This is a genomic window from Streptomyces sp. NPDC021080, from assembly GCF_044333225.1.
Classification (GTDB): Bacteria; Actinomycetota; Actinomycetes; order Streptomycetales; family Streptomycetaceae; genus Streptomyces.
Window position 1 is genome coordinate 51,059 of sequence record NZ_JBIRQM010000016.1, and the last position, 24,012, is coordinate 75,070.

The following is a 24,012-nucleotide window of genomic DNA, read 5'->3' on the forward strand; positions in this document are numbered from 1 at the left end:
CCGGTGGGGATCAGGCTCCGCCCTGCGCCTCGCTCCGGCACTCCGGGTGGCCCCAGCCCTGAGCGTTCTTGGCGATGGGCTCGCCCGCGGCGTACGAACGACCGCACACACAACGGCCGTTGAACTTGGCCTTGATGGTGCGGCCGGACGTGCCCGGCCGGGACGCCTTCGCGGCGGGACGGCGCCGGGCGGCGCCCGAGGCGACCGGGGTGTCGGGGGAGGCGGGCGGCTCCGGGGAACCGAGGTCGCTGCCCGCGGGCTGCTGCACCACCGCGGCCTGGCTGGCGGCACGGTCGGCGAAGTCGTTCAGCCGGTCGCCGTCGACCTGGTGGGCGGGGACGTAACGGAACTCCACCGTACGGCCGGTGAGGAGTTCGTCGATCCGGGCGACCAGTTCCTGGTTGGCGACGGGCTTGCCCGCGGCCGTCTTCCAGCCCTTGCGCTTCCAGCCCGGCAGCCAGGTCGTGACGGCCTTCATCGCGTACTGGGAGTCCATCCGGATCTCCAGCGGCACATCGGGCGCGACGGCCGTCAACAGGCGCTCCAGCGCGGTCAGTTCGGCGACGTTGTTGGTCGCCGTGCCGAGCGGTCCCGCCTCCCAGCGGGTCGGGGCCTCGTCCCCGTCGGCAACGACCCAGGCCCATCCGGCGGGTCCCGGGTTTCCCTTCGAAGCCCCGTCACAGGCGGCAACAACGCGTTCAGGCATGTCCCCGATCATGCCACGCCCCGGCGAGGGCACCGCGCACGGGCACGGGACCGGGGGCGGCTTCGAGGGGCCCGGCACGGCCCGGAACGGGCCGAGCACGGTGGCCGCCCCGCCTGTCACCGGCGGGGCGGCCACCGCGGGAGAGCGTCAGGACACGTCCGTCATCCCGGGCATCTCACCCTGGGTCGACTTCATGTCGATCACGGAGAACGCCGCCCCCTGGGGGTCGCTCAGCGCGGCGAACCTGCCGAAGGGACTGTCCATCGGCCCGAAGCGCAGCACCGCGCCCCGCGCGGTCGCCCTGGCCACGGCCTCGTCGCAGTTCTCGACGGAGAAGTAGACGTTGACGTACGACGGCACCTCGGGCGGGAAGTCGTCCGTCATCCTCATCCGGCCGAGCACCGGGTTCCCGCCGATGCTGAAGACGCGGAAGTCGACGTTGTCGTCCTGCACCTGCTGGGCCGTGAAGGGGAAGACGGCCGGGAAGAACCCGTCGGACTTGTCCGGCTCACGGGTGAAGACCTCCGCCCAGGCGTACGCGCCGGGCTCACCGGTCGAATCGAAGCCCTCGTGGACGCCCGCCTGCCAGACGCCGAAAACGGCCCCGGCGGGGTCCCGGGCCAGCGCCATGGTGCCGAACTCCCCGACCTGCATCGGCTCCATCAGCACCTCACCGCCCTGGCTCCTGATCTTCTCGGCGGTCGCGGCGGCGTCGGACGAGGCGAAGTACAGGCACCAGGCGGACTGGCCCTCCTGCCCCGGCATCGGCGGCACGACGGCGGCCACCGCCTTGCCGTTCGAGAAGGCCTGGGTGTAGTTCCCGTACTCCGAGGACGACTCGCCGAACGTCCAGCCGAGCACGTCTCCGTAGAAGCTCTTGGCTCCCTCGACATCGCTGAACATCGCGTCCGCCCAGCAGGGCGTTCCTTCAGGCTGTACGGCCATGACCCGACCTTCTCCTGTCCGGTGAACGGTTGCGCTGTTCACGCTAGCCAGCCTTCACCCGGGCCGCGCGCCGAACCGCGGGGCCTGACCGACACTGGAGAACGGACCGACCTGGCCGACGACGGGACGGGGCACGGGATGATGCGGGCGTGGGAAGTGATCCGGCCGGGGCCGGTCGACGGGGAGCCGCTGCGCCTCGTGGAGAGACCGGTGCCGACGCCCGGCCCCGACGAACTCCTGGTGCACGTCCGCGCCTGCGGGGTGTGCCGCACCGACCTGCATGTCGCCGAGGGCGACCTGCCCGTGCACTGCCCTCGCGTGACGCCGGGGCACGAGGCCGTGGGGGTGGTGGCGGCGGCCGGCCGCGCGGTGAGCGGCTTCACCGCGGGCGACCGGGTGGGGGTGCCCTGGCTGCGCCGTACCGACGGCACCTGCGGATACTGCCGGCGCGGCTCGGAGAACCTCTGCCCGGCCTCCGAGTACACCGGCTGGGACGCCGACGGCGGTTACGCGGAGTACACGACCGTTCCGGCGGCCTTCGCCTACCGGCTGCCCGACGGCGTGGACGACGTCGCCCTGGCCCCCCTGCTGTGCGCGGGCATCATCGGCTACCGGGCGCTGCGCAGGGCCGCGCTGCCGCCGGGCGGCCGTCTCGGTCTGTACGGCTTCGGCGGCAGCGCCCACCTCTGCGCGCAGCTCGCACTCGCCGAGGGCGCCACCGTGCACGTGCTGACCCGCGATCCGGCCGCGCGACGGCTGGCGCTCGGCCTCGGGGCGGCGTCCGCCGGCGGGACGTACGACGATCCGCCCGAGCCGCTGGACAGCGCGATCCTCTTCGCGCCGGCCGGTGATCTCGTCCCGGTCGCCCTGCGGGCGCTGGACCGGGGCGGCGTCCTGTCCGTCGCCGGCATCCATCTGAGCGACGTCCCGCCGCTCCGCTACGAGAGCGACCTGTTCTACGAGAAGGAACTGCGCAGCGTCACCGCCAACACGCGCGAGGACGGCAGAGAGTTCCTGGCGCTCGCCGCCCGGCACGGTATCCGGGCCACGACGCACGCCTATCCGCTGGAGCAGGCACCGCAGGCCCTGCGGGACCTGGAGGCGGGCCGCTTCGACGGGGCGGCGGTGCTGGTGAACGAGTATCCGCCGCGGGGCTGAGCATGCGGCCGGACCACCCCCGTGCGTGGATGGACCCAGGCGGGTGCTGCGCTGGAGGTGCGATGGCGGGCCGGGGCGGTGACGGAACGGCGGGTGCGGGGACGGCGGGTACGGGGACGCCGTCCGACGCCCTGGCGGACGCCGTCGAGTCCATCGGCACGACGCTCGACGAAGGGACGACCTGCGAGGAACTCGCGGCGTTCGCGTGCCGGCACTTCTGCGAGACCGCGGCGGTGGACCTGCTGTCCCCGGACGCGGCGGCCGGCCGCCGCTCCCCGGACCCGGGGTTCACGCGCGTGGCCGCGGCCGGCCGCACCCCGCTGCTCACCCCGCCGGACGGCCCGCGCCCCCTGTCCGACCGGGCGCTCGACGAGGGCCGCCCGATCGCCGTCCCGATCGGCCTGTCCGCCCGGACCCCCCGGCAGGTCATGGCGGTGCCGCTGCTCGCACGGGGGCACCGGTACGGGGTGCTGCTCGCCGTCCGGCGGCGAGCGCCGTTCACCGGCACCGACCTGTCCCTCGCGCGGCACGCGGCCCGGCTCGCGGCCGTGCACCTCGGCCACTCCCGACGGCACGCGTCCCTGCGCGGCACGGTCCTGGACCTCCAGCGGGCGCTGCTCGCCGCACCGGGCCGGCCGCATCCCAACCTCGACCTCGCCACCCGCTATCTCCCGGCGGGCGGCGGGGCCCTCGTGGGCGGGGACTGGTTCGAGACCGTACGGCTGCACTTCGGGCGGACCCTGCTCGTCGTGGGCGACGTGATGGGCCACGGTCTGGACGCCGCCGTGGACATGACCGCGTACCGCTCGATGCTGCGCTACGTCGCCTCCACGGATCTTCCGCCCCACCGGGTGCTGCGCCGTCTGGACTCGGCGGTCGCCGAGGACGGCACCCGGCGTCCGGCCACGTGTCTGCTCGTACGGGTCGACCCGGCACGCGGCACCGCGGTGATCGCGGGCGCCGGGCATCTGCCCCCGGTGGTGTTCGCCGGTGACGGATCCGGCGAACTGCTGCCGCTGCCGGTGGGGCCGCCGCTGGGCACCGGGGTGGGCGGCTACCAGCAGGTGGTCCGCGCGCTCTCCCCCGACGACACCCTGGTGATGTTCACCGACGGTCTCGTCGAGCGGCGCGGCGAGGACATCGACGCGTCGCTGGCACGGCTGGCGGCGCTGCGCCTGCCGCCGGGTGCCGGGGTCGACGACCTGCTCGACGAGGTGCTCGTCGCGCTCGACGCCCGGCACGCGGAGGACGACGTGGCGGTCCTGGCGGCACGGATCCGCCCGCGCGACCACCCGGCCTAGTGCCCGGTACCGGCCGCGCGACCCCGGCCTGAAGCGCCCCGGCACCGGGCGGCGGTCACTCCCCCGCGTGCGCCCGTTCCAGGGCCGCCATGTCCAGCTTCGTCATCTTGTACATCGCCTGGGCCGTACGGGCCGCCTTCTCCGTGTCCGCGTCGCCGAGCAGCTCGATGAGCCCGTCCGGGACGACCTGCCAGGACAGCCCGTACTTGTCCTTCAGCCAGCCGCAGGGACCCGCCTCGCCGCCGTCCTCGACGAACCTGTTCCAGTAGTGGTCCACCTCTTCCTGGCCGTAGCAGTGGATCTGGAACGAGATCGCCTCGTCGAAGGTGAACTGCGGGCCTCCGTTGACCGCGACGAACTTCTGTCCGTTGGCCACGAACTCGACGGCCAGCACGGAACCGGGGGTCCCGGGCCCGGCCTCGGTGTAGCGGCCGACCCGGCCGAGCCGGGAGTTCTTGAAGATCGAGACGTAGTAGTGGGCGGCCTCCTCGGCCTGGCCGTCGAACCACAGACAGGTGGTGAAACCGTCGGCGGGCATGTGTACCTCCTCGGGCGGACATCGTCGTCACCTCTGTCGACCGATCCTCGTCCGAAAACTCATCGGCCGCGCGCGCACGACCTCACGCGAGACGTCCCGGACCGTCCCCCGAGGGCCGTGCCCCCGCCCCGCACGACGAGCGGCACCGGGCGGGGGCCGTGTCGGGTGGGCTCGGGCGGGTGTGTCCCGACCGGGTGACCGGCGGCCGCCTCAGCCTGCTGCCGGGTCCGTCCGCCGTCACCGAGCCGACCGCCGGGGAACCGGCCGTGCCGACCCGCACGGGCGTGAACGCGGCCGCAGACGCCCGCGTACGCCCTCATGGACTCGCCGGTCGGTCAACTCGCCCGGATCACCGAGAAGTTCGGACAGTGGACGGACTCGCGAGGCCGTCCCGAGGACGCCGTCGACCAGGATCCGCCGGTCCCGGACATCCGGGCGTTCTTCCGTCGACTCCGCACGGCCGCCCGACGGCTCTGCCGACAGCGAATCTGCCGCGGGCCGAGAAATCCGTTCCGGCGCCTCCCGCGGGCCGACAGTGGAGTCAGCGGCGACGCCCGCCGCGTCACGACCAGGAGGAACCATGACTCCCCTCATCACCGGCCGGCATCCGGCCCGCACAGCGTGGGCCGAGGAGGGCGACACCCCCGTGACCCGCTACGACGACCACCTCGCCGCGCAGTTGCTCGCCCAGCGGATCGTCTTCCTGGGCACCCAGGTCGACGAGGTCTCCGCGAACCGGGTGTGCGCCCAACTGCTCCTGCTGTCCGCCGAGGACGCGCGCGCCGACATCAGCCTGTACATCAACAGTCCGGGCGGTTCGGTGACGGCCGGGCTCGCCATCTACGACACCATGCGGCTGATCCCCAACGACGTCTCCACCCTCGCGATGGGATTCGCCGCGAGCATGGGGCAGTTCCTGCTCAGCGTGGGCACGCGCGGCAAGCGCTTCGCGCTGCCGAACGCCCGGATCATGATGCACCAGCCGTCCGCGGGCATCGGCGGCACCACCGCCGACATCGAGATCCAGGCGCAGAACCACGAGTTCACCAAGCGGGCCATCGAACGGATCACCGCGGAGCACACCGGCCAGAGCGAGGAGACGATCTCCAGGGACGGTGACCGCGACCGCTGGTTCACGGCGGAGCAGGCCAGGGAGTACGGCATGGTGGACCGGGTCGTGGAGTCGCTCACCGACGTCCGCCCGGCCGCGGCACGGCGACGGGCGGGGCTCTGACATGGGTACGTACACGATTCCGAACGTCGTCGAGCGGACCCCGCAGGGCGAGCGGTCGTACGACGTCTTCAGCCGGCTGCTCTCCGAGCGGATCATCTTCCTCGGCACGGAGATCGACGACGGCGTCGCCAACGTCGTCATCGCGCAACTCCTCCATCTGGAGTCGTCCGGCCCGGAGAGCGAGATCGCGATCTACATCAACTCGCCCGGGGGATCGTTCACTTCGCTGATGGCCATCTACGACACGATGAGCTTCGTCCAGGCGCCGATCTCGACGTTCTGCGTCGGACAGGCCGCCTCCACGGCCGCCGTGCTGCTGGCCGGGGGCGATCCCGGGCGGCGCTTCGTCCTGGAGCACGCGCGCGTGCTGCTCGGCCAGCCGGCCAGCGGCGGCCGGCAGGGCACGGTGTCGGACCTGAGCCTCCAGGCCAAGGAGATGCTGCGGATCCGCTCGCAGGTCGAGGAGGTCCTGTCCCGGCACACCCACCACGACGTCGCCACGCTGCGGGCGGACATGGACCGCGACAAGATCTTCACGGCGCGGGAGGCGGTGGAGTACGGGCTCGCGGACGAGATCCTCAGCCGTCGGCTCGCCGTGGTCTGACCCCGGCGAGCCGGGGACGGGCCGGCGTCAGGCGGCGAGGCACATGCCGTCGTACCGCGAGGCCGGGGACGGGGCCGGCGCGGAACGGCTCCGCAGGGGCTCGGCCCGGGTGTGCCGGGTCAGCTCCCGCTGGGCCAGCGACAGCAGTTCGGTCAGTCCCAGCCCCAGGGCACGCGCGGCCGCGGCGAGGACCTCGGAGGAGGCCTCCTTGCGGCCGCGCTCCACCTCGGAGAGGTAGGGCATGGAGATACGGGCCGCGTCGGCCACGTCCTTGAGCGTGCGTTCCTGGGCCAGCCGCTCGCGCCGCAGGACGTCGCCGACCAGGTCGCGCCACAACGGCTCCTTGCCCCTGGGAGCCGGGGCCTCGGGTCCCCGGCGCGGGGCGAGCACCGGCGGCCTCGGCGCGCGGGCCGGGGTCCCGGACGCCGACGGCGTCCGGGAAGGCTCCGACCCCGCGGGGCGCAGGGGGATGACACGGGCTTCGTCCGTCACGTGGTCGCTCACCCCTCCAGCCTAGGAGCGCCGGGCCGCGGGGGAAGGGACCGGCGTTGCGCTCTCGGTGAAGCGACCGGACAGGGACCGGACGCCGACGGCCGCGGACCGCGCCGGACCTCCGGTCCCGCGCGGTGACGGCTCCTCACGAAGCGGGGGCCGCAGGGGAAGAGCCCTCGGAGGAGGCCGGGCCGGACGCCGGGGGCGCCTGGGACTCGGACGACGGCGGTTCGCTGGAGGGGGACTCCGGTGCCACCGAGGACGGCGCGGAGGAGGACGGTTCGGAGGAGGACGACGACGGGGACGAACTCTCGGACGACGACGAGGCCGAGGCCGAGGTGGAGGTCGACGGGCACGGGCTCGTGGAGGCCGACTGCGTCTCACCGGGCGAGGAGCACGGCGAGGCGGAACCCGAGACGCTGGCCGAGGGCGAGGGGTTCACCGGGGGGTGCGTCTTCTTGTCCTTGTGCACGTCGTTGCCCCGGTGCCGGGCGATCCACTCCTTGTTCTCGGGGTCGTAGAGGACGAACACGTTGATGACGGTCGTCGAGGGCGCCACGACCACGACGTCCTTCGAGCGGTACGCGGGCCACGAGTCGCCCGTCGCCTTGGGGGTGCCCTTCTGCGCGACCGGCGGAAGGAGCGGGTTGCCGCACGCGCAACGCACCCGGGGCACACCGCGGGAGTCCACGAGAACGGCGGTGCCGGTCTGCAGGACCGCCTGGAAGCTGGTGGGCGCGCCGTTGCGGTAGCCGTGGTTGGTGACGCGCGTGTCCAGGCGCAGTTGTACGGGGGTCAGGGAGCGCAGATACGCGGGGACCGCGTCCGGCTTGATGCCCTCGACCGAGGCGAAGGCCTTGTTCTTCGCCGGGTCCGCCCCCAGCACGCTGATCTGCTTCTCCACGTCGCAGCTGGACACGTCGCGGGTGCCGCCGTAGAGACCGGGCGCGTTGCCGCTCACGGCGACGGTCGCGTTGGCGGGTGCCGACGTGGCCGGGGTCGCGGGGTCCGTCGGTGCGGCGGACGTGTCGTTGGCGGTCGACTCGGTGAACGGGTCGGGCCCAGCCTTGTCCGCGGACTGCAGGAAGACCTCGCTGCCGGTGTTCTTGGCCCCGCCTCCGTTGTTCGTGAAGACGAGTCCGAGGATCACCGCCGCCGCCACGACACCGGTGATCAGCGCGACCCGCGGCGCCGACCGCCACCAGGGCCGTTCGGGTCCGCCGCCCGGCTGTCCCGGTCCGGCCGCTCCGCCGCCGGGCCCCGCGGGACCGCCGCCCGTGCCCCCACCGCCCGTTCCGCCGCCTCCCCCACCGCCCGGGCCGCTTCCCGCGCCGGACGCGCCGCTCGGCGGTCCGGCGGGCGGAACGTTCACGGGCTGGGTCGGGCTCGGCTGCGACGGACCCGACAGCGGGCCCGAAGGCGGTCCGGTGGGACGGCCGGAGGACGGTGGTTCGACGCTCACGAGCTCTTCCTCCCGGTGGAGGGATGCCGCTACACCGATACGCGGTGCGCCGCTTTCTTCCACAACGCCCCATTGTGTGCCCCGGCCCGGCGGTACCCGCAAGCCGACGCGGTCGGCCCTCCCGAAGGGCGGACGGTGCCGGTGCTGCTTAGCGTGGCAGCGTGAGCCCCCCGACACCGTCCGCCCATCCGGCCGACAGCAGCGGTGCACGTCAGCCCGCCCGTCACGGCTGGCTCCAGGCACTCGTGGCCGTACTGGCCGGTCTGGTCCTCATGGGGGTGGTCGCCGCGCTCGGCCTGTGGGCGTCCGGCGCCACCGACCTCCCCGACAACGCCTATCCGCGGGTGGTCGCGGCCACCCTCGTCACGGCGGTCGGCGGCACCATCGAGTTGACCGGCGACGCGGGAGCCATCGCCGAGACGAAGGCGGGCCTGACGGTGATTCCGCTGTCGGTGACCCTGACCGGGGCACTGGTGCTGGGCGCGGGATTCCTGCGGCCGCTGCGGCATCGCGCCGTCGCCGGGGCGGGTGAACTGGCCGGCTGGGCCGGACGGCTCGCCGTCCTGTGGCTGCTCGTCCTGATCGGGCTCGCGCTCGCGGCCCGGCAGAACTTCACCGTCGACCTCGGGAACGGCACCATCGGCGCCATCGGCGACCTGTTCGGCGCAACGCCCGAAGTCGGTTTCAAGGCGGCCATGGCACCGACCCTGGTCTTCGGGGTGCTGTGGCTCGCGGGTGTGTTCGTCATCGCCCTGCTGGTCTCGCGGGGCGCGCCGCTCCCCGCCCGGCTGCTGCGCTTCCAGGAATCGGTGCGACCGGCCGCGTACGCCATGGTGGTCCTGCTGCTCACCTGCGTCGGCCTCGGTGTGGTCATCGGACTGGTGGTGGCGGCGACCCGCGGGCATCCGTCCGAGACGTTCGCCGTGATGCTCCTCGGTCTGCCCAATGTCGTCTGGCTCGCGTTCACCATCGGGCTCGGCGCCACCTGGAACGGGCGTGTGGACGGACCCTTCGGACTGCCGATGCCCCATGTGCTCGACGAGGTGCTGCGCACCCCGGACGTGTCCGCGCTCAACCTCGGCTCGCTCGCCGACTACGACGGCAGGATCTGGTGGCTGGTGGTCGTCGACGCCGTGCTGCTGCTCGGAGCGGCCTTCCTGATGGCGGCCCGCTCACCGGCCCGGACGCGGACCTGGCAGCACGCCGTCCACCTGGCGGTCGCGCTGGCGCTGACGGTGCTCATGATCTGCCTGCTCGGCCGGCTCTCGGCGCACTACGGTCTGTCGATCCTCGGTCTCGGCGACATCGGCGGCGGTCTGAAGGGGGAGCTGTTCCTGAAGCCCCAGGTGTGGGGCGCCCTGGGCCTCGCCGTGCTGTGGGGGCTGGCCACAGGTTTCCTGGGCGCCCTTCTGGCCAAGGCAGTCCGGCGCAGGGGGGAGATCGGCCCGGACGGCTGACGGGGGCGCCGTCGCCCCGGCGCCGGAACACCCGCCTCAGTGCCGGAACACCGGCCGGGCCCAGACGGGCGGCTCCGGCACGGGCCCCGGACCGCCCGGCACCGCCCCGGCCTGCGTGCCCGCCCCGTGGCCGCCCCCGGCCGCCGCGCCGCGTGCGGCGATCCGCAGCGCGCCGACGAAGGCCAGGCACGAGTCGTACCGGTCGTCGGGGCTCTTGGAGAGCGCCTTGGCGAGGACGGCGTCGACCCCGTCCGGGATGTCGGGGCGCACGGTGCTCAGGGCCGGCGGCTGGTCGTACTGGTGGGCCCAGAGGAGTGCCATGTCGTCGTCGCGCCGGAAGGGCGGCCGGCCGGCCATCATCTCGTAGACGACGCAGGCGAGGCTGTAGACGTCGCAGCGGCCGTCGACCGGCTTGCCGGAGATCTGCTCCGGCGCCACGTAGTCGAGCGTGCCGACGAACTGTCCGACGGTCGTGAACCCGGTCAGCGACAGGGACTTCTTGGTCAGTCCGAAGTCCGTGAGGTAGACGTGTTCGGGGTGGTCGCTGTCGGTGCCCTGGGCGACCAGGATGTTGCCGGGTTTCACGTCCCGGTGCACGAGTCCGTGGTCGTGGGCGGCGTCGAGCGCGGAGGCGACCTGGATGCCGATCCGGCCGGCCACGGTGACCGTCAGGGGTCCCTCGCGGTCCAGGAGATGACGCAGGTCGCGTCCGGCGACGTAGCGCATGGCGATGTAGAGGACGCCGTCCGTCTCGCCCGCCTCGAAGACGGGCACGATGTGCGGGTGGTCGATCGCGGCGGCCACCCGTGACTCGTGCGTGAAACGGCCGCGGAAGGTGTCGTTGCGGGCGAGTTCCGGGGCGAGGAGCTTGAGCGCGACCGTGCGGTCCAGCCGCAGGTCCTTGGCCTGGTAGACGACGGCCATCCCGCCGCGGCCGATCTCCCGCTCGATCCGGTACCCCGCGATCTGCCGTCCGATCAGCTCGGAGGGCCGCCCCGAGAACGGGCTGCTGTCCGGCCCGGACCCCTCGCCCATCAGCCGTCACCCCGCTCGTGCCGCGCGCCGCACATCAGTCCTCGCCCCGGTCGTCGCCGTCGAAGGTGACCAGGCGGGTGGGCTCGTGCCCACCGGGAGGACCCTCGGGGGGCCCGCCGGGCGCGGATTCCCGTACGATCCGCGTCGGCTCCGCCTGGCGTCCGCGCGCCGTGTCCGGTCCCCGCGTCCCGCTCGGTTCCGGCGCCCGGTCCGGCTCCTGCGCCCCGTCCCGCGACGGCTCCCGGTCCTCCGGCCGGTGCGGCGTCTCGCGTGGCGTGGTCGACGGGGTGCTCCCGGCCGCGAAGGTGCTCAGCCGGGTTCCGTCGCAGTAGACCCATCGCTCGTGCTCGCCGTCGTACAGCCACATCGACTCGCCGTCGACGACCACACCGACCCGGCTGCCCTGCGTACGGGCCCGGAACGCCTCGGCCTCCAGCCGCCCGGACGCCAGTTCCTCCGCCGCCTGCCGGTAGGCGGTGAGCGCCTGCTCGACGCGGGCCAGCAGCGGGCGCGGATCGGCCGTGCGGGCGAGCGGCCGGGTCGCCACCGGCGGTACCTGCGGTACGGCGATCAGCAGACGGCCGTCGACCCAGGCCGACCAGCCGTTCGCGCACACGACGCGTCCCCAGTCCCCGAGCCGGTCGACGAGTTCGACCGGCAGGAGCGCGTCCAGGGGCACAGTGGGCCGGGACGGGTCCGGCGACTCCCAGGCGGGCAGCCCGTCCTGCGGAACGACGTGCGTCGGGCGGAAGCCGGGGGTCGTCATCGGCGGCTACTTCCGCATGACCGCGGGCTCGTGCCGTCGCAGCAGCCGGGCGACCAGCCAGCCGAAGACGACGGAGAGCACCACGAGCATGCCCATGTTGATCAGCCACACACCGGTCGAGTGCCGGAACATCGGGTCGCCGGTCAGGTCGCCGGGCAGGATCCGGGCGAGGCCGACGGTCCCGGCCATGGCGCCCAGGGCCCAGCGGGAGGGCACGAGCCAGGACAGCTGTTCGAGGCCGGGCACTCCGTGCAGTTTCAGCAGGGCGCCGCAGAACACCACCTGGACGATGGCCAGCAGCACCAGCAGCGGCATCGTCACCTCCTCCTTGCGCACCACGGCGGAGACGAGGAGGCCGAGCATCATCGCGGTGAAGGCGAGCAGGGCCACGGCGAGCGTGATCTCCAGGAGCGGCGGCATCAGCACGCCCTTGCCGCCGGGGGCGTTGAGGTCGACGCCGAACAGGGCGACGAGGGTGAGCACGACGGCCTGGAGCACGGTGATGGTGCCGAGGACGACGACCTTGGACATCAGGTACGCCGATCTGGACAGGCCGACCGCCCGTTCTCGCTGGTAGATCGTCCGTTCCTTGACGAGTTCGCGCACGGCGTTGGCCGCGCCGGTCAGCACGCCGCCGACGCACAGGATGAGCAGCGCGTTCATCGCCGAGTCCCGGGTCAGCTCGCCCCCCGCCAGCGCCCGCGCCATAGCGCCCATCACGAACGGCAGGGCGATCATGATGGCGAGGAAGGTCCGGTCGGCCCCGAGCGCGGCGGCGTAGCGGCGGACCAGGGTGCGCAGCTGGGAGCCCCAGCTCTGGGCCTTCGGGGGCGGTCCGACGAGTGCCCCCGTGGCCGCGTCCGGCATCCTCGGCTGCGAGGTCGACTTGTCGATGTACTGACGGTGGAACGGGGAGTCCCGGTACTCCCCCGCCCAGTCCCGGTCCGTGTCGCGCTCGAAGGCCTCGAACGCCTCGGGCCACTGCCGGTAGCCGAAGAAGGCCAGGGTGTCGTCGGGCGGCCCGTAGTAGGCGACCTTGCCGCCGGGGGCGAGGACCAGGAGCCGGTCGCAGACGTCCAGGCTGAGCACGCTGTGGGTGACCACGATGACGGTGCGGCCGTCGTCGGCGAGGTCGCGCAGCATGTGCATCACCGAGCGGTCCATGCCCGGGTCGAGTCCGGAGGTCGGTTCGTCCAGGAAGAGCAGGGACGGCTTGGTGAGCAGTTCGAGGGCCACGCTGACGCGCTTGCGCTGTCCGCCCGACAGGCTGTGGATGGGCTGGTCGACGCGTTGCCCCAGGCCCAGCTCGCCGATCACCTCGTCCACCCTCGCCAGGCGCTCCGCCTTCGCAGTGTCCTGCGGGAAGCGCAGTTCGGCGGCATAGGTCAGGGCCCGGCGGACGGTGAGCTGGGCGTGCAGGATGTCGTCCTGCGGGACGAGGCCGATGCGCTGGCGCAGTTCGGCGTAGTCGCGGTAGAGGTCACGGCCGTCGTAGAGCACGGTTCCGTGGTCGGCGGGCCGCTGTCCGGTGAGCGCGTTCAGCAGTGTGGACTTCCCCGCGCCGCTCGGACCGACGACGGCGAGCAGACATTTCTCGCCGACGGGAAAGGACACCTGGTCCAGCAATGTCTTGCGACCTTGGTCCACCTCGACGACGAGGTCCTGCACGTCGAGGGAGACCTCGCCGCTGTCGACGTACTCCTGCAGCTGGTCGCCGACGAGACAGAACGCGGAGTGCCCGATGCCGACGATGTCACCCGGTGTGACCAGGGCGCGCTCGACGGGCTGGCCGTTGAGGAACGTGCCGTTGTGGCTGCCGAGGTCGACGATCTCGTACGTCCCGTCGGGCCGGGCCAGCAGTTCGGCGTGGCTGCGGGAGACGATCAGGTCGTCGATGACGAGGTCGTTGTCGAGGTCCCGGCCGATGCGGACGGTGCGGGAGGGCAGCGGCCGTACGGTGGTCGGCTGTCTGAACGTGCCGGTGGCGGCCGGCACGGAGACGGCCGAGGGGCGCTCCGCGGCAGGTGGCGGGGGCCGCACGAGGACGGCGCGCGGTCCGTCGGCGGGACTCCCGAAGCGGATCACGCTGCCGGGCCCGACGCCCCATTCGTGGACGCGGCGGCCGTCGGCGTACGTGCCGTTCGTGCTGTTCTCGTCCTCGAGCGTCCAGTGATCGGCATGGGGCCGCAGCACCGCATGGTGCCACGAGACCCGGACGTCGTCGATCACGACGTCGCACAGCGGATCGCGCCCGACGTGGTAATCGTGATCTGGACTCATCACCGTCGAGCCCGTCTCGGTTTCGAGGACGAGCTCGGGTGCGGTTGCCGCGACAGGCCTCTCTGCCATGCCAGAATTCTAGCGATTCGCCCCTGTACGCGCCTGATCAGCACCCGGCGCCCACGGCGTGCGAAGGGTCAGGCGGCGGAGACGCCCAGCGCCGCGGCGGTGCGGTGCATGCGCAGCGCGTCCACGGACTCCGCGAGCAGTTCGTACTCGGTGGTGTCGTCACTGGTGGAGACGCGCACCAGCTTGCCCGCGGCCAACTCCTCGGCGACCAGCTCCTGTTGCTCCGCGTCACCGCACCACGCGCGCAGCATCGTCGGAACGTCGGGGACGCCGTCGCCCACCGGCGCGATCGAGTTGGGCGGAAAGGCGGGGTCCTCGGGCTGCGGATCGAGCCGTTCGGCCATCCAGGCCGCGCGGTCCCGCATCCACCACAGGGCGAGCGCGAGGGTCGGCGCGCGATAGGTGCCGAGGGGTACGCCGACTCGCTGACCGCCGCACATGCCGTACGCGGTGACGTGGCACAGGAATTCGTCGTGCACGATCTTCCCCCATTGGCGTCGCTCGTCGCCGGTCCGGCCTCGCTTTCCCTGCGGCTCCCGGGCACTGCTCCGTGCAATTGCACGGGCTTGGTTGAATTGCCCTACTGATTGAGTATCGTCACTACTGACACACTGTCACCATGTGAATCCAGCCAGTCTCTTGGCATATTCACCGCCGCGACTGGCCGAAATGGCACCGGCGGCGAACCCGGCCCCGGGCCGTGGCATGACCCGCGAGGTAATCGACGCTTCGCGCGGCGCCCGCCAGGGTGGTCGTAACGCGTCCCGGGGCTCGATGCAGGCCCGGGACACGGACCTTGACCATGGATACGTTCCCCGATGGAGGCTGGTTCACCATGTCCGCGAACACCGACCGCTACGAGACCGCCGTCGCCCGCTATTTCGAGGCCTGGAACGCGGACGGACGGGACAGCCTGACGAAGGCGGTGGCCGCCGCCTGGACCGCGGACGGCACGTACACCGACCCGCTCACCGACGTCCGCGGGCACGAGGGGATCGCGGACGTGATCGCCTCCGTGCGCGAGCAGTTCCCCGGCTTCGCCTTCCGTCCGCTGGGCGCGGTCGACGGCCACCACGACACCGCCCGCTTCGGCTGGGAACTGGTCGGCGAGAAGGACGGCTCGGCGCCCGTCGCGGGATTCGACGTGATCGTCCTGGACGGCGAGGGCCGGATCCGGAGCGTGCACGGATTCCTGGACCGCGTCCCGGCCTGACACGGCCGGGCGCGGGTTCCCGAACTGCCGCCCGGCCCGACCCGACGCGCCGGGGCGCGGACGCCGGGACCGCTTTCCGGCTCGAGGCACCGGGGTCTCTGACGCGAACGGGGTACGCGTCAGAGACCCTGGCGGGCGGCCGCGGCAGACGCCCGGGAATGCGGCGGGCGCCCGCGGCGCGCTCGGCGCGCGCCCCGGGCGCCGTAGGTCCTACGCCTTGGTCACCGCGTCGATCCCGGCGAGTTCGTCCTCGGTGAAGTCCAGGTTGTCGATGGCCTCGACGCTGTCCTCCAGCTGCCGCGGGCTGCTGGCACCGACCAGGGCCGAGGTGACCCGGCCGCCGCGCAGCACCCAAGCCAGCGCCAGCTGGGCCAGCGACTGGCCGCGGGACTTGGCGATCTCGTCCAGGGTCCGCAGCCGGCCCACGAGATCGTCGGTGACCGTGTCCGCGCTCAGGAACGGGCTGTCGCTCGCGGCCCGCGAGTCCTCCGGGATGCCGTTGAGGTAGCGGCCGGTGAGCAGGCCCTGCTCCAGCGGGGAGTATGCGATGGAGCCCACCTGGAGCTCGTCGAGCGCGTCCAGCAGGCCCTCGTCCTCGGGGCGGCGGTCGAGCATCGAGTAGCGCGGCTGGTGGATGAGCAGCGGGGTGCCCAGGTCGGCCAGGATCCGGGCGGCCTCACGGGTCTGCTCCGCCGAATAGTTCGAGACGCCGACGTACAGCGCCTTGCCCTGCTGGACCGCCGAGTGCAGGGCTCCCATCGTCTCCTCCAGGGGAGTCTCCGGGTCGGGGCGGTGCGAGTAGAAGATGTCGACGTAGTCGAGGCCCATCCGGCCCAGGCTCTGGTCGAGCGAGGACAGCAGGTACTTGCGCGAGCCCCATTCGCCGTACGGGCCCGGCCACATCAGATAGCCGGCCTTGGTCGAGACGATCAGCTCGTCGCGGTGGTGCGCGAAATCCACCTTGAGGGCGTCACCGAGGGCGGACTCGGCGGCGCCGGGCGGCGGGCCGTAGTTGTTCGCCAGGTCGAAGTGGGTGACGCCGAGGTCGAAGGCGCGGCGCAGGATGGCGCGCTGGACGTCCACGGGCCGGTCGGGGCCGAAGTTGTGCCACAGGCCGAGCGACAGCGCGGGGAGCTTCAGACCGCTGCGCCCGGTGCGCCGGTAGGGCATGTCCGCGTAACGGTCGGGGTGCGGGGTGTACAACGCGTACTCCTGGAAGGCCGGGGGAACGAACTGCCTCCACTCTCGCGCGCCCCACGGGCAGCGGTCCAACGGAAGGATCGGATGGCATTGAGCGATCCCGCCTCTCAATCGGTGCGGGTCCCCTTCCTCCGGCGCCTACGCTTGCGTCCCATGGAACTGCGTCATCTTCAGCACTTCGTCGCCGTCGCCGAGGACCGGCACTTCACCCGGGCGGCGGAGCGGCTGATGGTGTCGCAGTCGGGCCTCTCGTCCTCGATCCGCGCGCTGGAGCGGGAACTCCAGGCGCCGCTCTTCGTCCGTACGACCCGCCGGGTCACCCTGACGGAGGCGGGCCGCGCCCTGTTCGTCGAGGCGGAACGGATCCTCGCCCAGGTGCGTTCCGCGCACGACGCGGTGGCCGCCGTGCAGGGCGTGCTGCGCGGCACTCTGTCCCTCGGCACCGAACAGTGCATCGCCGGCGTGCACTCGGCCCAGCTGCTCGCCGCGTTCCGGCGGCGCCATCCGGACGTGGAGATCCGGTTGCGCCAGGCGGGTTCCGAGGCACTGGCGGAGGAGGTCGCGGCGGGCCGTCTCGACCTGGCCTTCGCGGTGCGGACCCGTGCCGACTCCGAGCATCTGCGGTCGGTCCCGCTGACCAGTGAGCCGATGACGGTGCTCTGCCACCCGGAGCACCCGCTCGCGACGGCCGCCGTGGTCACGCCCGAGGAGCTGGGCGAGGAGGCCTTCGTCGACTTCCATCCCGACTGGGGTCCGCGGCGCACCACCGACGCGGCGTTCGCGGCGGCGGGGGTGCAGCGGACGGTGGCCCTGGAGGTCAACGACGTCCACAGCCTGCTGGAGCTCGTCCACGAGGGCCTCGGGATCGCCGTCGTGCCCCGCCACTTCGGTCACAAACCGGAGGCCCGCGATCTCACCGCGCTGGCCTTCAAGGGCGCTTCGGAGGGGTCGTACGAGACGGTCGCGATGCTGCCGCCCGTGGAGGCCACGAGCCCGGCCGCACGGGCCCTGATGACGCTGCTCGACGCCTCCCGGGAAGGCGCCTGACCCGTCCCCGCCCCGCGGTCCCGGCGAGGAGCCCGGCGTGCACGGCACCGTTCGGGACGCGCGGTTGCGGACGCAGGGCCGCGCCCGATGCGCGATGGTGGACCCATGCTTGCCAAGGACATCCTCATCGACGGCTTCGGCCGCGTCCGGGAAGAAGTCCATGCCGCTGTCGGCGGCCTCGCGCCGGAGGCCCTCGGCGCCCGCCCCGGCGAGGACGCGAACTCGGTCTCCTGGCTGGTCTGGCATCTCACCCGGGTCCAGGACGACCACGTCGCCGACGCGGCCGGGACGGAACAGGTGTGGCTCACCGAGGACTGGGCGAAGCGCTTCGCGCTGGACCTCCCGCGGGGCGACACCGGGTACGGCCACACGTCCGCGCAGGTCGCCCGGGTCCGGGTGGAGTCGGGCGACCTGCTGCTCGGCTACTACGACGCCGTCCACGAGCGGACGCTGGCGTTCATCGGCGGGCTGGCCGCCCACGACTTCGAGCGCGTCGTGGACGAACGCTGGGACCCGCCGGTCACGCTCGGCGTGCGCCTGGTCAGCGTCCTGTCCGACGATCTCCAGCACGTCGGACAGGCCGCCTACGTACGCGGGCTGGTTCAGCCGGCGTAGCCGGGGAGCACGACGTCCTCGATGAGGGCCTTGCGCTCGTCGAAGGGGATGAACGCGCTCTTGACCGCGTTCACCGTCACGGTGCGCAGGTCCTCCAGGCCCCAGCCCGCCTCCTCGACGAGCAGCGACATCTCCCGGGTCATCGTCGTGCCCGACACCAGCCGGTTGTCGGTGTTGAGGGTGACGCGGAAGCCCAGGTCGCGCAGGGCGGTGATGGGGTGCTCGGCGATGGACGTCGCCGCGCCGGTCTGGAGGTTGGACGTCGGGCACATCTCCAGGGCGATGCGACGGTCGCGCACCCAGCCCGCGAGACGGCCGAGCTTGCCGTCCACGATGTCCTCGGTGATGCGGACGCCGTGGCCGATGCGCTGGGCGCCGCAGACCTGCAGGGCCTGGTGGATGCTGGGCAGACCGTGGGCCTCGCCGGCGTGGATGGTGAACGGGACGCTCTCGCGGCGCAGGTGCTCGAAGGCGGACAGGTGGTCGGCGGGCGGGAAGCCGTCCTCGGCGCCCGCGATGTCGAAGCCGACGACCCCGGCGTCGCGGAACGCCACCGCGAGGTCGGCGGTCTCGCGGGTCCGGTCGAACATCCGCATGCCGCACAGCAGCGTGCCGACGCGCACCGGGGTACCCGCGGCGGCCGCCTTGGCCATGCCGGCGGCGAGGCCCTCCTGCACGGCCTCGACGACCTCGGGCAGGGTCAGCCCGCCGTTGACCATGAGCTCGGGCGCGTAGCGCACCTCGCCGTAGACGACGCCGTCCTCGGCGAGGTCGAGGACGTACTCCTCGGCCGTGCGCAGCAGGCCCTCGCGGGACTGCATCACGGCGAGAGTGTGCTCGAAGGTGGCTATGTAACGGACCAGGTCGCCGGAGTTGGCGGCCTCGTAGTACCAGTCGGCCAGCGCCTGCGGGTCCGTCGTGGGCAGGGTGTGGCCGACCGTCTCCGCGAGCTCGACCAGGGTGGCCGGGCGCAGGCCGCCGTCGAGGTGGTCGTGCAGGACCGCCTTGGGCAGGCGGCGGATCGTGTCGATGTCGATGCGGGTCGCGGTCATGTGCGGTGTTCCTCGGCAGGTCGTTCGGAGCGGGAGGGGACGGAGAGAGCGGGAGGGGACGGAGAGAGCGGGAGGCGCGCGGGAGTACGAGCGGGTGCGGGAACGCACTCGGGGGTACGGGAGCGTGCGGAGGTGCCGGAGGCCGGGTCAGCCCGCGGGCTGGAGCAGGTCCCAGCGGTTGCCGTACAGGTCCTGGAAGACGGCGACCGAGCCGTACGCCTCGTGGCGCGGCTCCTCCAGGAAGGTCACGCCGGCGGCACGCATCCGGGCGTGGTCGCGGGCGAAGTCGTCGGTGTACAGGAAGAAGCCGACACGTCCGCCGGTCTGGTCGCCGATCCGGCCGCGCTGCGCCTCGTCCTTGGCCCGGGCGAGCAACAGCCCGGTTCCGCCGGCTTCCGTGCCCGGCTCGACGACGACCCAGCGGGAGCCGTCGGGCCTCGGGGTGTCCTCGACGAGGCGGAAGCCGAGGGCTTCGGTGTAGTGGCGGACGGCCTCGTCGTAGTCGTCGACGACGAGGGTGACCAGGGCGATGCGTCTCATCGGACCTCTCCAGGGTTATACGTAACACGTAGGGTACGACATCCCGTCGGGCGCATCGGCGTCGAGCCGCGCCGGGACAGAGAGCGGGGAGCGGGGAGCAGGGAGCAGGGAGCAGGGAGCAGGGAGCAGGGAGCAGGAGAACGATCTCCATCGGCCGGTACGGGAACGATTCCGGCCCCCGATCGTCTACAGTTGTGTAGACGATGATGACGATGCGGTCGGTGCGGGGCGGGGTGTCCTGCCGCGTGCGCGCATGCCGTGGAAAGGGGCCACACCCATGTCCGCCGCCCTGGGCGCAACACCCGTGCGCGAGGCCGACACCGAGCCGGCCCGGCCGTGAAGCGCCTGGGCACCAGCGACATCGCCGTGTCGACCGCGGTGGGGAGCCTGGTCGCGTTCGTCCTGCTGACGCTGGTCGTGACCGGTCACGAGGGCGCTCCCCTGTCCGGCGACTCGGCGCTCGCCTCCTGGTCGCTCGCGCACCGCCCGGACGTGGCGCTCGCCCTGGCGCGCGGTGTGACGTACACGGGTACGGGAGTCGTCCCGTACGCCCTGGTCGTCGTGGCCGGCCTGCTCCTCGGACGGACCGCGGGGCAGCGGGTGCGCGCCGTCGCCGTCTGCGTGGGCGTTCTGGCCGCCGCACAGGCCGTGCGGTTCGCCGTGATGTCCCTGGTGGCCCGTCCCCGGCCCCCCGTGGCGAACTGGGCCACCCACGCCTCGGGGTGGTCGTTCCCGTCCGGCCACACCACGACCTCCGCCGTCACCGCCGGACTGCTGATCTTCGCCGTGCTCGCCCGCGCCCCGCAGTCCCGGAGGGTCCTCGTCCTGCTCATCGGCGCCTGGGCCGTCCTCGTCGGCCTGTCCCGCGTCTATCTGGGTGTTCACTGGTTCTCCGACGTCGTCGGCGGCTGGCTGTTCGCCGTCTGCTGGCTGAGCCTGCTCCTGTACGTCCTCACGCGCTTCCTCCCCCGCATCCACTCCTCGATATCGGCGCCCCGTCTCCGCCCAGGCCCCACGACGGAAGAGCGCCACGATGCACCCCGAGCAGCCCCGACCCGAGCGCCGCGCGAACAGCGCGACGTCCCCCCTCACTCTGCTCCGTGAGCACCTCGGCTGGGCGGTGAGCGTCGCCTATCTGGCCGCCGCGACGGTGCCAGCCCCGGGCCTGTGGCTGCGCCGCACACACTGGCTCGGCCCCGCCTCGTTGCCCGGAATCCCTTTCACGACGGCTCCGTTCCTGCTGTCCCTGGTCCTGTTCACGGCGGGCCTGCAGGTACCGCTGAGCGAACTGCGCGCGCTCGTCCTCCGGCCCACGGCGCTGCTGACGGGCCTCGTGCTGCACCTGGTCGCACCCCTGCTGATCATCCCGGGCGTCGCGTTCGCGCTGCGGCGGTCCCCCGACAGCGACGGGGGGAGCGGGCTGGTCACGGCGATGATCCTCGTCGTGGCGATGCCGGTGGCGGCCGGAGCCACGGTGTGGACCGGCAAGGGGGGAGGCTGCCGGCCGACGGCGGTGGGCCTCGTCCTGGCGTCCACGATCGTCAGTCCGCTGAGCCTCCCGGTGACCCTGGCGGCCCTGTCTCCGCTGCTGCACGGCCCGTACGCGGGCTCGCTGGCGACGGCCGCCCGGACCGCCGGCGGCGGTTTCGCCCTCACGGGAGTGCTGGTGCCGTGCGGCGCCGGAATCCTGTGCCGCCTGGTGCTGCCCGGCCGCCCGGCCTCCCTCCTGCTCGGCGCGGCGGCTCCGGCGGCGATGCTCGCCTCGCTGCTCCTGACCTACGTCAACGCGAGCGGAGCCCTCGGGCCTTTCCTCGCGCACCCCGAGCCGGTCCTGTTCACCGCCGCGGTGACTGTCGCCGCGACCGTCTGCGGGCTGTCGTTCGCACTGGGCCTGGTCACCACCCGCGCCCTGCGCCTCGACGCACCCGCGGGCGCGTCGGTCACCCTGGCCTGCGGCATGAACAACAGCAGCGCCGGCGCCGTCCTGATCACGACGACACTGCCCGACCGGCCCCACGTCCTGCTGCCGGTGCTGGCCTACAGCCTGCTGCAGAAGGTTGCCGCCGGACGGGTCGTACGGGCCGGGCGCCGCCCTCGCACCCGGACCCGGAGCCGCGCGGGCGAAGACGGAGGCGAACCCGCCACACCTCATCCGATACGCCGCCCGTGCCGGCTTCCCGCCCGAGCATCCCGGGCCGTCGGCACTCGCACTCGCCGTCTTCCGGACCGGCGCACACGACGGACGTCCCGCGAACCGACGACTGTAGGCTGCGCCTCTGGTGGAGACCCCCGAGGAAGGTCATGGAGCGCGTGCCGTCGACCCGTAACCGTCTGGCGAACAGCGCCCTCGGAGCCGTCCCGGCGGTCGCCGGTATCGCGTACGCGGCGCAGGCCGAGGCATGGCCGCCACGGCTCGTGGCTATAGCGGCCGTGACCGGGCTCGCGGTACTGGCGGTCCGTGGATACCGGCTCGGTGTGACGTACGAGCACACGCGGATCACGGTTCGCGGCTACCTGCGCACACGGGTGATCGACCGGGAGCGCATCACGGAGGTCACGGACTTCCCCGCACTGCGGTGGACGACGCACGACGGACGCAGGCGATGGACGCCCCTGACGGCTTTCCTCACGAACTCCGGCGAATTCGCGGCGACCCGGACCGACAAGGAACGCTCCGTCGAGAGGCTGCGGCAGTGGGTGCGACGCGGGGGCGGCGAGCGAAAGCGCGCGAGCACCGCCGTCCGGAACGACGACGGCTGAATGCCGTCGACTGCGGTCCCAGGACCGGAACGGTGCGGGCGTGGGACTCACGGGGTCGGCATCCCCCGGACGAGGACGGCCCTCAGGATGAACGCCGGAACGGCCGGGGCCACGGCCGGCCCCGCGGGCGGGTACTCCGGCCGTACCGGGCCGGGGTGGAGGGACCGCGCTGTCGCGTCGGCATGGGACCGGCTCCACGCTCGGCTTAAGCTCTCCGCCGTGGCATACGAGTTGAACTCCCTGCTCGGTCGTCTCGTCGGCTTTCGGCTGTACTCCGTGCAGTTCGTGATGGACTACGTCCAGCTGCTGTTCGACGGTCCGACCGACGACATGCCGGTGCTCACGTGCGACGTGCTGCCGGTCGTCACGCTGTCCGGACAACGGTTCTCCGCCACGGAGACCGGCTGGGCCGACGCTCTGCGAGGGCTCATCTCCCAGGACGTGACCGCCACGCACGAGGAGACCGGCATCGGGATCAAGGTCGACTTCGCGACGGGTTCCGTCCAGCTGCACCCGTCCGCGGACGAACTCGAAGGCCCGGAGATCGCGATGCTCAACGGTTTCGTCGACCGCTGCTGGATGGTCTGGCGGCCGGGCGAAGAGGCCTTCGAAGACCTGTAGCCGCATGCGACGCGTGGTCGCCGCCTGCCTCTGTCACGGAGCGGCGTCCTTCCACGGCGCAACCGTTCGAACCGCCCGCTCGGGACGCGTCACCCTCGGTCGGCGCCCGGTGGAAATCCGTGGATGCCGTCGCCCACGATTGCCTCGTCCGGGATCTCGAGAGGACAGATTCCCCAGTTCCGGGCGATGGCCATGACCTGCTGCTCGTTCGGCATGGCGGCGTGCCAGTCGTCCCAGTCCGCTTCGCTCCAGTTCTCCCGGCCCTCCTCCAGCCCCCGGAGTCCGGCACCGAGGCGGCGCTCGATCCCGGTGGGCTCCCCCAGCCGCAGGGGCACGTCACCGGTCATGCCGTCGTAGCAGTAGGCCCGGACGACTCGGCCGGCCTCCACTCTCGCCCAGGCGTGGTAGTCGCCGATGCGATCGGTGCGGAAGTACTGGAGGTCGCCGAAGCGCCCGCCCAGTGACCCGAGCCAGGACAGGATGGCCGGACCGCCGCCCTCGTGACTGGCGTCGAGGTGGATCCGGCCGTGGGCCAGTGTCCAGCCGTCCACCGGAGACGCCACGAAGACGCCCCGCCTGTACGCGGCTTCGGTCCCCGCTTCCCAGTCCATGGCCACGCGTCCGACCAGCCCGAGCGCGTCGGCGACGTCCCCGCTGCTCGCGCCGGGCACGGCCAGCCAGGACGTCTTGTAACCCATCCCCATGGTGATTCCCTCCCACGTCGGTGGGTGGATCCTGCCGCACGGCACTGACATACGCGGTGGGGCGCCCCCGTAACGCCCGGCGAGCCCCGCCCGCGGCCGGGGCGAGCCTCGCCGGGGCCGCGCCCCCCCCGGGCGGCCCCCGCGCGGCGCCCGGGTAACCACGGGCGACGGATACCCCTAAGTGGTAAGGGTGTTAACCGCGGACGCCGGATA

At 72.7% G+C, this 24,012-nt stretch carries 25 protein-coding genes; 12 read left to right on the forward strand and 13 right to left on the reverse strand.

The window, feature by feature from the left end; translation table 11 throughout:
* Positions 1–10 precede the first annotated feature (10 nt).
* The gene (locus ACH4S8_RS33435; RefSeq protein WP_398400814.1) at positions 11–718 is read right to left on the reverse strand and encodes a ribonuclease H; all 708 of its coding nucleotides are present in this window, start codon (positions 716–718) and stop codon (positions 11–13) included.
* 135 nt (positions 719–853) lie between these two features.
* Complete coding sequence (locus ACH4S8_RS33440; RefSeq protein ID WP_398400816.1) at positions 854–1,651, reverse strand: VOC family protein; 798 nt, start codon at positions 1,649–1,651, stop codon at positions 854–856.
* Positions 1,652–1,792: 141 nt separating this feature from the next.
* On the opposite strand from ACH4S8_RS33440, the gene ACH4S8_RS33445 reads away from it, so the two are divergent.
* Together ACH4S8_RS33445 and ACH4S8_RS33450 are read left to right on the forward strand one after the other, a co-directional pair.
* Entirely contained in the window at positions 1,793–2,809 is a 1,017-nt protein-coding gene (locus ACH4S8_RS33445; RefSeq protein ID WP_398401138.1) for a zinc-binding alcohol dehydrogenase family protein, read from the forward strand.
* A gap of 62 nt (positions 2,810–2,871) precedes the next feature.
* Positions 2,872–4,110, forward strand: coding sequence for a PP2C family protein-serine/threonine phosphatase (locus ACH4S8_RS33450; RefSeq protein ID WP_398400818.1), 1,239 nt, complete (start codon positions 2,872–2,874; stop codon positions 4,108–4,110).
* Between the two features lie 55 nt (positions 4,111–4,165).
* Here the strand turns inward: ACH4S8_RS33450 and ACH4S8_RS33455 are convergent, their stop codons facing one another.
* Positions 4,166–4,648: a VOC family protein gene (locus tag ACH4S8_RS33455; RefSeq protein WP_398400820.1), complete on the reverse strand. Its 483-nt coding sequence runs from the start codon at positions 4,646–4,648 to the stop codon at positions 4,166–4,168.
* Positions 4,649–5,228: 580 nt separating this feature from the next.
* On the opposite strand from ACH4S8_RS33455, the gene ACH4S8_RS33460 reads away from it, so the two are divergent.
* Both ACH4S8_RS33460 and ACH4S8_RS33465 read left to right on the forward strand, forming a co-directional pair.
* Complete coding sequence (locus tag ACH4S8_RS33460) at positions 5,229–5,882, forward strand: ATP-dependent Clp protease proteolytic subunit (RefSeq protein ID WP_398400822.1); 654 nt, start codon at positions 5,229–5,231, stop codon at positions 5,880–5,882.
* Between the two features lies 1 nt (position 5,883).
* Positions 5,884–6,486, forward strand: coding sequence for a ClpP family protease (locus ACH4S8_RS33465; protein ID WP_398400824.1), 603 nt, complete (start codon positions 5,884–5,886; stop codon positions 6,484–6,486).
* 27 nt (positions 6,487–6,513) lie between these two features.
* Here the strand turns inward: ACH4S8_RS33465 and ACH4S8_RS33470 are convergent, their stop codons facing one another.
* Together ACH4S8_RS33470 and ACH4S8_RS33475 are read right to left on the reverse strand one after the other, a co-directional pair.
* Complete coding sequence (locus ACH4S8_RS33470; RefSeq protein WP_398400826.1) at positions 6,514–6,990, reverse strand: helix-turn-helix domain-containing protein; 477 nt, start codon at positions 6,988–6,990, stop codon at positions 6,514–6,516.
* A 133-nt stretch (positions 6,991–7,123) separates the two neighbouring features.
* Positions 7,124–8,440, reverse strand: coding sequence for a DUF6777 domain-containing protein (locus ACH4S8_RS33475; RefSeq protein ID WP_398400828.1), 1,317 nt, complete (start codon positions 8,438–8,440; stop codon positions 7,124–7,126).
* Positions 8,441–8,601: 161 nt separating this feature from the next.
* On the opposite strand from ACH4S8_RS33475, the gene ACH4S8_RS33480 reads away from it, so the two are divergent.
* Positions 8,602–9,897 carry a streptophobe family protein gene (locus ACH4S8_RS33480; protein WP_398400830.1) on the forward strand — a complete coding sequence of 432 codons (1,296 nt, stop codon included), beginning with the start codon at positions 8,602–8,604 and terminating at the stop codon, positions 9,895–9,897.
* A gap of 36 nt (positions 9,898–9,933) precedes the next feature.
* Here the strand turns inward: ACH4S8_RS33480 and ACH4S8_RS33485 are convergent, their stop codons facing one another.
* From ACH4S8_RS33485 to ACH4S8_RS33500, 4 genes are all read right to left on the reverse strand, one after another.
* Positions 9,934–10,932: a serine/threonine-protein kinase gene (locus ACH4S8_RS33485; RefSeq protein WP_398400832.1), complete on the reverse strand. Its 999-nt coding sequence runs from the start codon at positions 10,930–10,932 to the stop codon at positions 9,934–9,936.
* A 34-nt stretch (positions 10,933–10,966) separates the two neighbouring features.
* Positions 10,967–11,698, reverse strand: a complete 732-nt coding sequence (locus ACH4S8_RS33490; protein WP_398400835.1) for a hypothetical protein — start codon at positions 11,696–11,698, stop codon at positions 10,967–10,969.
* 6 nt (positions 11,699–11,704) lie between these two features.
* Entirely contained in the window at positions 11,705–14,047 is a 2,343-nt protein-coding gene (locus ACH4S8_RS33495) for an FHA domain-containing protein (protein WP_398400837.1), read from the reverse strand.
* Positions 14,048–14,115: 68 nt separating this feature from the next.
* Complete coding sequence (locus ACH4S8_RS33500) at positions 14,116–14,526, reverse strand: hypothetical protein (RefSeq protein WP_398400839.1); 411 nt, start codon at positions 14,524–14,526, stop codon at positions 14,116–14,118.
* A 356-nt stretch (positions 14,527–14,882) separates the two neighbouring features.
* On the opposite strand from ACH4S8_RS33500, the gene ACH4S8_RS33505 reads away from it, so the two are divergent.
* Positions 14,883–15,260: a nuclear transport factor 2 family protein gene (locus ACH4S8_RS33505; RefSeq protein WP_398400841.1), complete on the forward strand. Its 378-nt coding sequence runs from the start codon at positions 14,883–14,885 to the stop codon at positions 15,258–15,260.
* A gap of 210 nt (positions 15,261–15,470) precedes the next feature.
* Here the strand turns inward: ACH4S8_RS33505 and mgrA are convergent, their stop codons facing one another.
* Complete coding sequence (gene mgrA, locus ACH4S8_RS33510) at positions 15,471–16,463, reverse strand: L-glyceraldehyde 3-phosphate reductase (RefSeq protein ID WP_398400843.1); 993 nt, start codon at positions 16,461–16,463, stop codon at positions 15,471–15,473.
* Positions 16,464–16,613: 150 nt separating this feature from the next.
* On the opposite strand from mgrA, the gene ACH4S8_RS33515 reads away from it, so the two are divergent.
* Together ACH4S8_RS33515 and ACH4S8_RS33520 are read left to right on the forward strand one after the other, a co-directional pair.
* Positions 16,614–17,507, forward strand: coding sequence for a LysR family transcriptional regulator (locus ACH4S8_RS33515; protein WP_398400845.1), 894 nt, complete (start codon positions 16,614–16,616; stop codon positions 17,505–17,507).
* A 105-nt stretch (positions 17,508–17,612) separates the two neighbouring features.
* The gene (locus tag ACH4S8_RS33520; protein WP_398400847.1) at positions 17,613–18,122 is read left to right on the forward strand and encodes a DUF664 domain-containing protein; all 510 of its coding nucleotides are present in this window, start codon (positions 17,613–17,615) and stop codon (positions 18,120–18,122) included.
* On the opposite strand, the gene ACH4S8_RS33525 is transcribed toward ACH4S8_RS33520, so the two are convergent.
* Both ACH4S8_RS33525 and ACH4S8_RS33530 read right to left on the reverse strand, forming a co-directional pair.
* Positions 18,110–19,174, reverse strand: coding sequence for an adenosine deaminase (locus tag ACH4S8_RS33525; protein WP_398400849.1), 1,065 nt, complete (start codon positions 19,172–19,174; stop codon positions 18,110–18,112). The two genes, ACH4S8_RS33520 and ACH4S8_RS33525, sit on opposite strands and share 13 nt — an antisense overlap.
* Positions 19,175–19,321: 147 nt before the next feature.
* The gene (locus ACH4S8_RS33530) at positions 19,322–19,714 is read right to left on the reverse strand and encodes a VOC family protein (protein ID WP_398400851.1); all 393 of its coding nucleotides are present in this window, start codon (positions 19,712–19,714) and stop codon (positions 19,322–19,324) included.
* Positions 19,715–20,050: 336 nt separating this feature from the next.
* Here ACH4S8_RS33530 and ACH4S8_RS33535 point away from each other — a divergent pair, with 336 nt between their 5' ends.
* The 4 genes from ACH4S8_RS33535 to ACH4S8_RS33550 all read left to right on the forward strand — a co-directional run bounded on the left by ACH4S8_RS33535 (position 20,051) and on the right by ACH4S8_RS33550 (position 23,095).
* Positions 20,051–20,818, forward strand: coding sequence for a phosphatase PAP2 family protein (locus tag ACH4S8_RS33535; protein ID WP_398400853.1), 768 nt, complete (start codon positions 20,051–20,053; stop codon positions 20,816–20,818).
* The gene (locus tag ACH4S8_RS33540; RefSeq protein ID WP_398400855.1) at positions 20,748–22,139 is read left to right on the forward strand and encodes a sodium-dependent transporter; all 1,392 of its coding nucleotides are present in this window, start codon (positions 20,748–20,750) and stop codon (positions 22,137–22,139) included. The genes ACH4S8_RS33535 and ACH4S8_RS33540 overlap by 71 nt, the downstream gene beginning before the upstream one ends.
* Positions 22,130–22,474: a hypothetical protein gene (locus tag ACH4S8_RS33545; RefSeq protein WP_398400857.1), complete on the forward strand. Its 345-nt coding sequence runs from the start codon at positions 22,130–22,132 to the stop codon at positions 22,472–22,474. The genes ACH4S8_RS33540 and ACH4S8_RS33545 overlap by 10 nt, the downstream gene beginning before the upstream one ends.
* A 219-nt stretch (positions 22,475–22,693) precedes the next feature.
* The gene (locus tag ACH4S8_RS33550; RefSeq protein WP_398400859.1) at positions 22,694–23,095 is read left to right on the forward strand and encodes a hypothetical protein; all 402 of its coding nucleotides are present in this window, start codon (positions 22,694–22,696) and stop codon (positions 23,093–23,095) included.
* A gap of 89 nt (positions 23,096–23,184) precedes the next feature.
* On the opposite strand, the gene ACH4S8_RS33555 is transcribed toward ACH4S8_RS33550, so the two are convergent.
* The gene (locus ACH4S8_RS33555) at positions 23,185–23,799 is read right to left on the reverse strand and encodes a hypothetical protein (RefSeq protein ID WP_398400861.1); all 615 of its coding nucleotides are present in this window, start codon (positions 23,797–23,799) and stop codon (positions 23,185–23,187) included.
* Between the last annotated feature and the right edge of the window lie 213 nt (positions 23,800–24,012).

Coding starts and splice junctions, on each gene's coding strand:
- ACH4S8_RS33435 (WP_398400814.1), bottom strand. CDS start 718: ATGATCGGGGACATGCCTGAACGCGTTGTTGCCGCCTGTGACGGGGCT.
- ACH4S8_RS33440 (WP_398400816.1), bottom strand. CDS start 1,651: ATGGCCGTACAGCCTGAAGGAACGCCCTGCTGGGCGGACGCGATGTTC.
- ACH4S8_RS33515 (WP_398400845.1), top strand. CDS start 16,614: ATGGAACTGCGTCATCTTCAGCACTTCGTCGCCGTCGCCGAGGACCGG.
- ACH4S8_RS33540 (WP_398400855.1), top strand. CDS start 20,748: ATGCACCCCGAGCAGCCCCGACCCGAGCGCCGCGCGAACAGCGCGACG.
- ACH4S8_RS33460 (WP_398400822.1), top strand. CDS start 5,229: ATGACTCCCCTCATCACCGGCCGGCATCCGGCCCGCACAGCGTGGGCC.
- ACH4S8_RS33450 (WP_398400818.1), top strand. CDS start 2,872: ATGGCGGGCCGGGGCGGTGACGGAACGGCGGGTGCGGGGACGGCGGGT.
- ACH4S8_RS33465 (WP_398400824.1), top strand. CDS start 5,884: ATGGGTACGTACACGATTCCGAACGTCGTCGAGCGGACCCCGCAGGGC.
- ACH4S8_RS33445 (WP_398401138.1), top strand. CDS start 1,793: ATGCGGGCGTGGGAAGTGATCCGGCCGGGGCCGGTCGACGGGGAGCCG.
- ACH4S8_RS33485 (WP_398400832.1), bottom strand. CDS start 10,932: ATGGGCGAGGGGTCCGGGCCGGACAGCAGCCCGTTCTCGGGGCGGCCC.
- ACH4S8_RS33525 (WP_398400849.1), bottom strand. CDS start 19,174: ATGACCGCGACCCGCATCGACATCGACACGATCCGCCGCCTGCCCAAG.
- ACH4S8_RS33520 (WP_398400847.1), top strand. CDS start 17,613: ATGCTTGCCAAGGACATCCTCATCGACGGCTTCGGCCGCGTCCGGGAA.
- ACH4S8_RS33505 (WP_398400841.1), top strand. CDS start 14,883: ATGTCCGCGAACACCGACCGCTACGAGACCGCCGTCGCCCGCTATTTC.
- ACH4S8_RS33455 (WP_398400820.1), bottom strand. CDS start 4,648: ATGCCCGCCGACGGTTTCACCACCTGTCTGTGGTTCGACGGCCAGGCC.
- ACH4S8_RS33530 (WP_398400851.1), bottom strand. CDS start 19,714: ATGAGACGCATCGCCCTGGTCACCCTCGTCGTCGACGACTACGACGAG.
- ACH4S8_RS33555 (WP_398400861.1), bottom strand. CDS start 23,799: ATGGGGATGGGTTACAAGACGTCCTGGCTGGCCGTGCCCGGCGCGAGC.
- ACH4S8_RS33495 (WP_398400837.1), bottom strand. CDS start 14,047: ATGGCAGAGAGGCCTGTCGCGGCAACCGCACCCGAGCTCGTCCTCGAA.
- ACH4S8_RS33490 (WP_398400835.1), bottom strand. CDS start 11,698: ATGACGACCCCCGGCTTCCGCCCGACGCACGTCGTTCCGCAGGACGGG.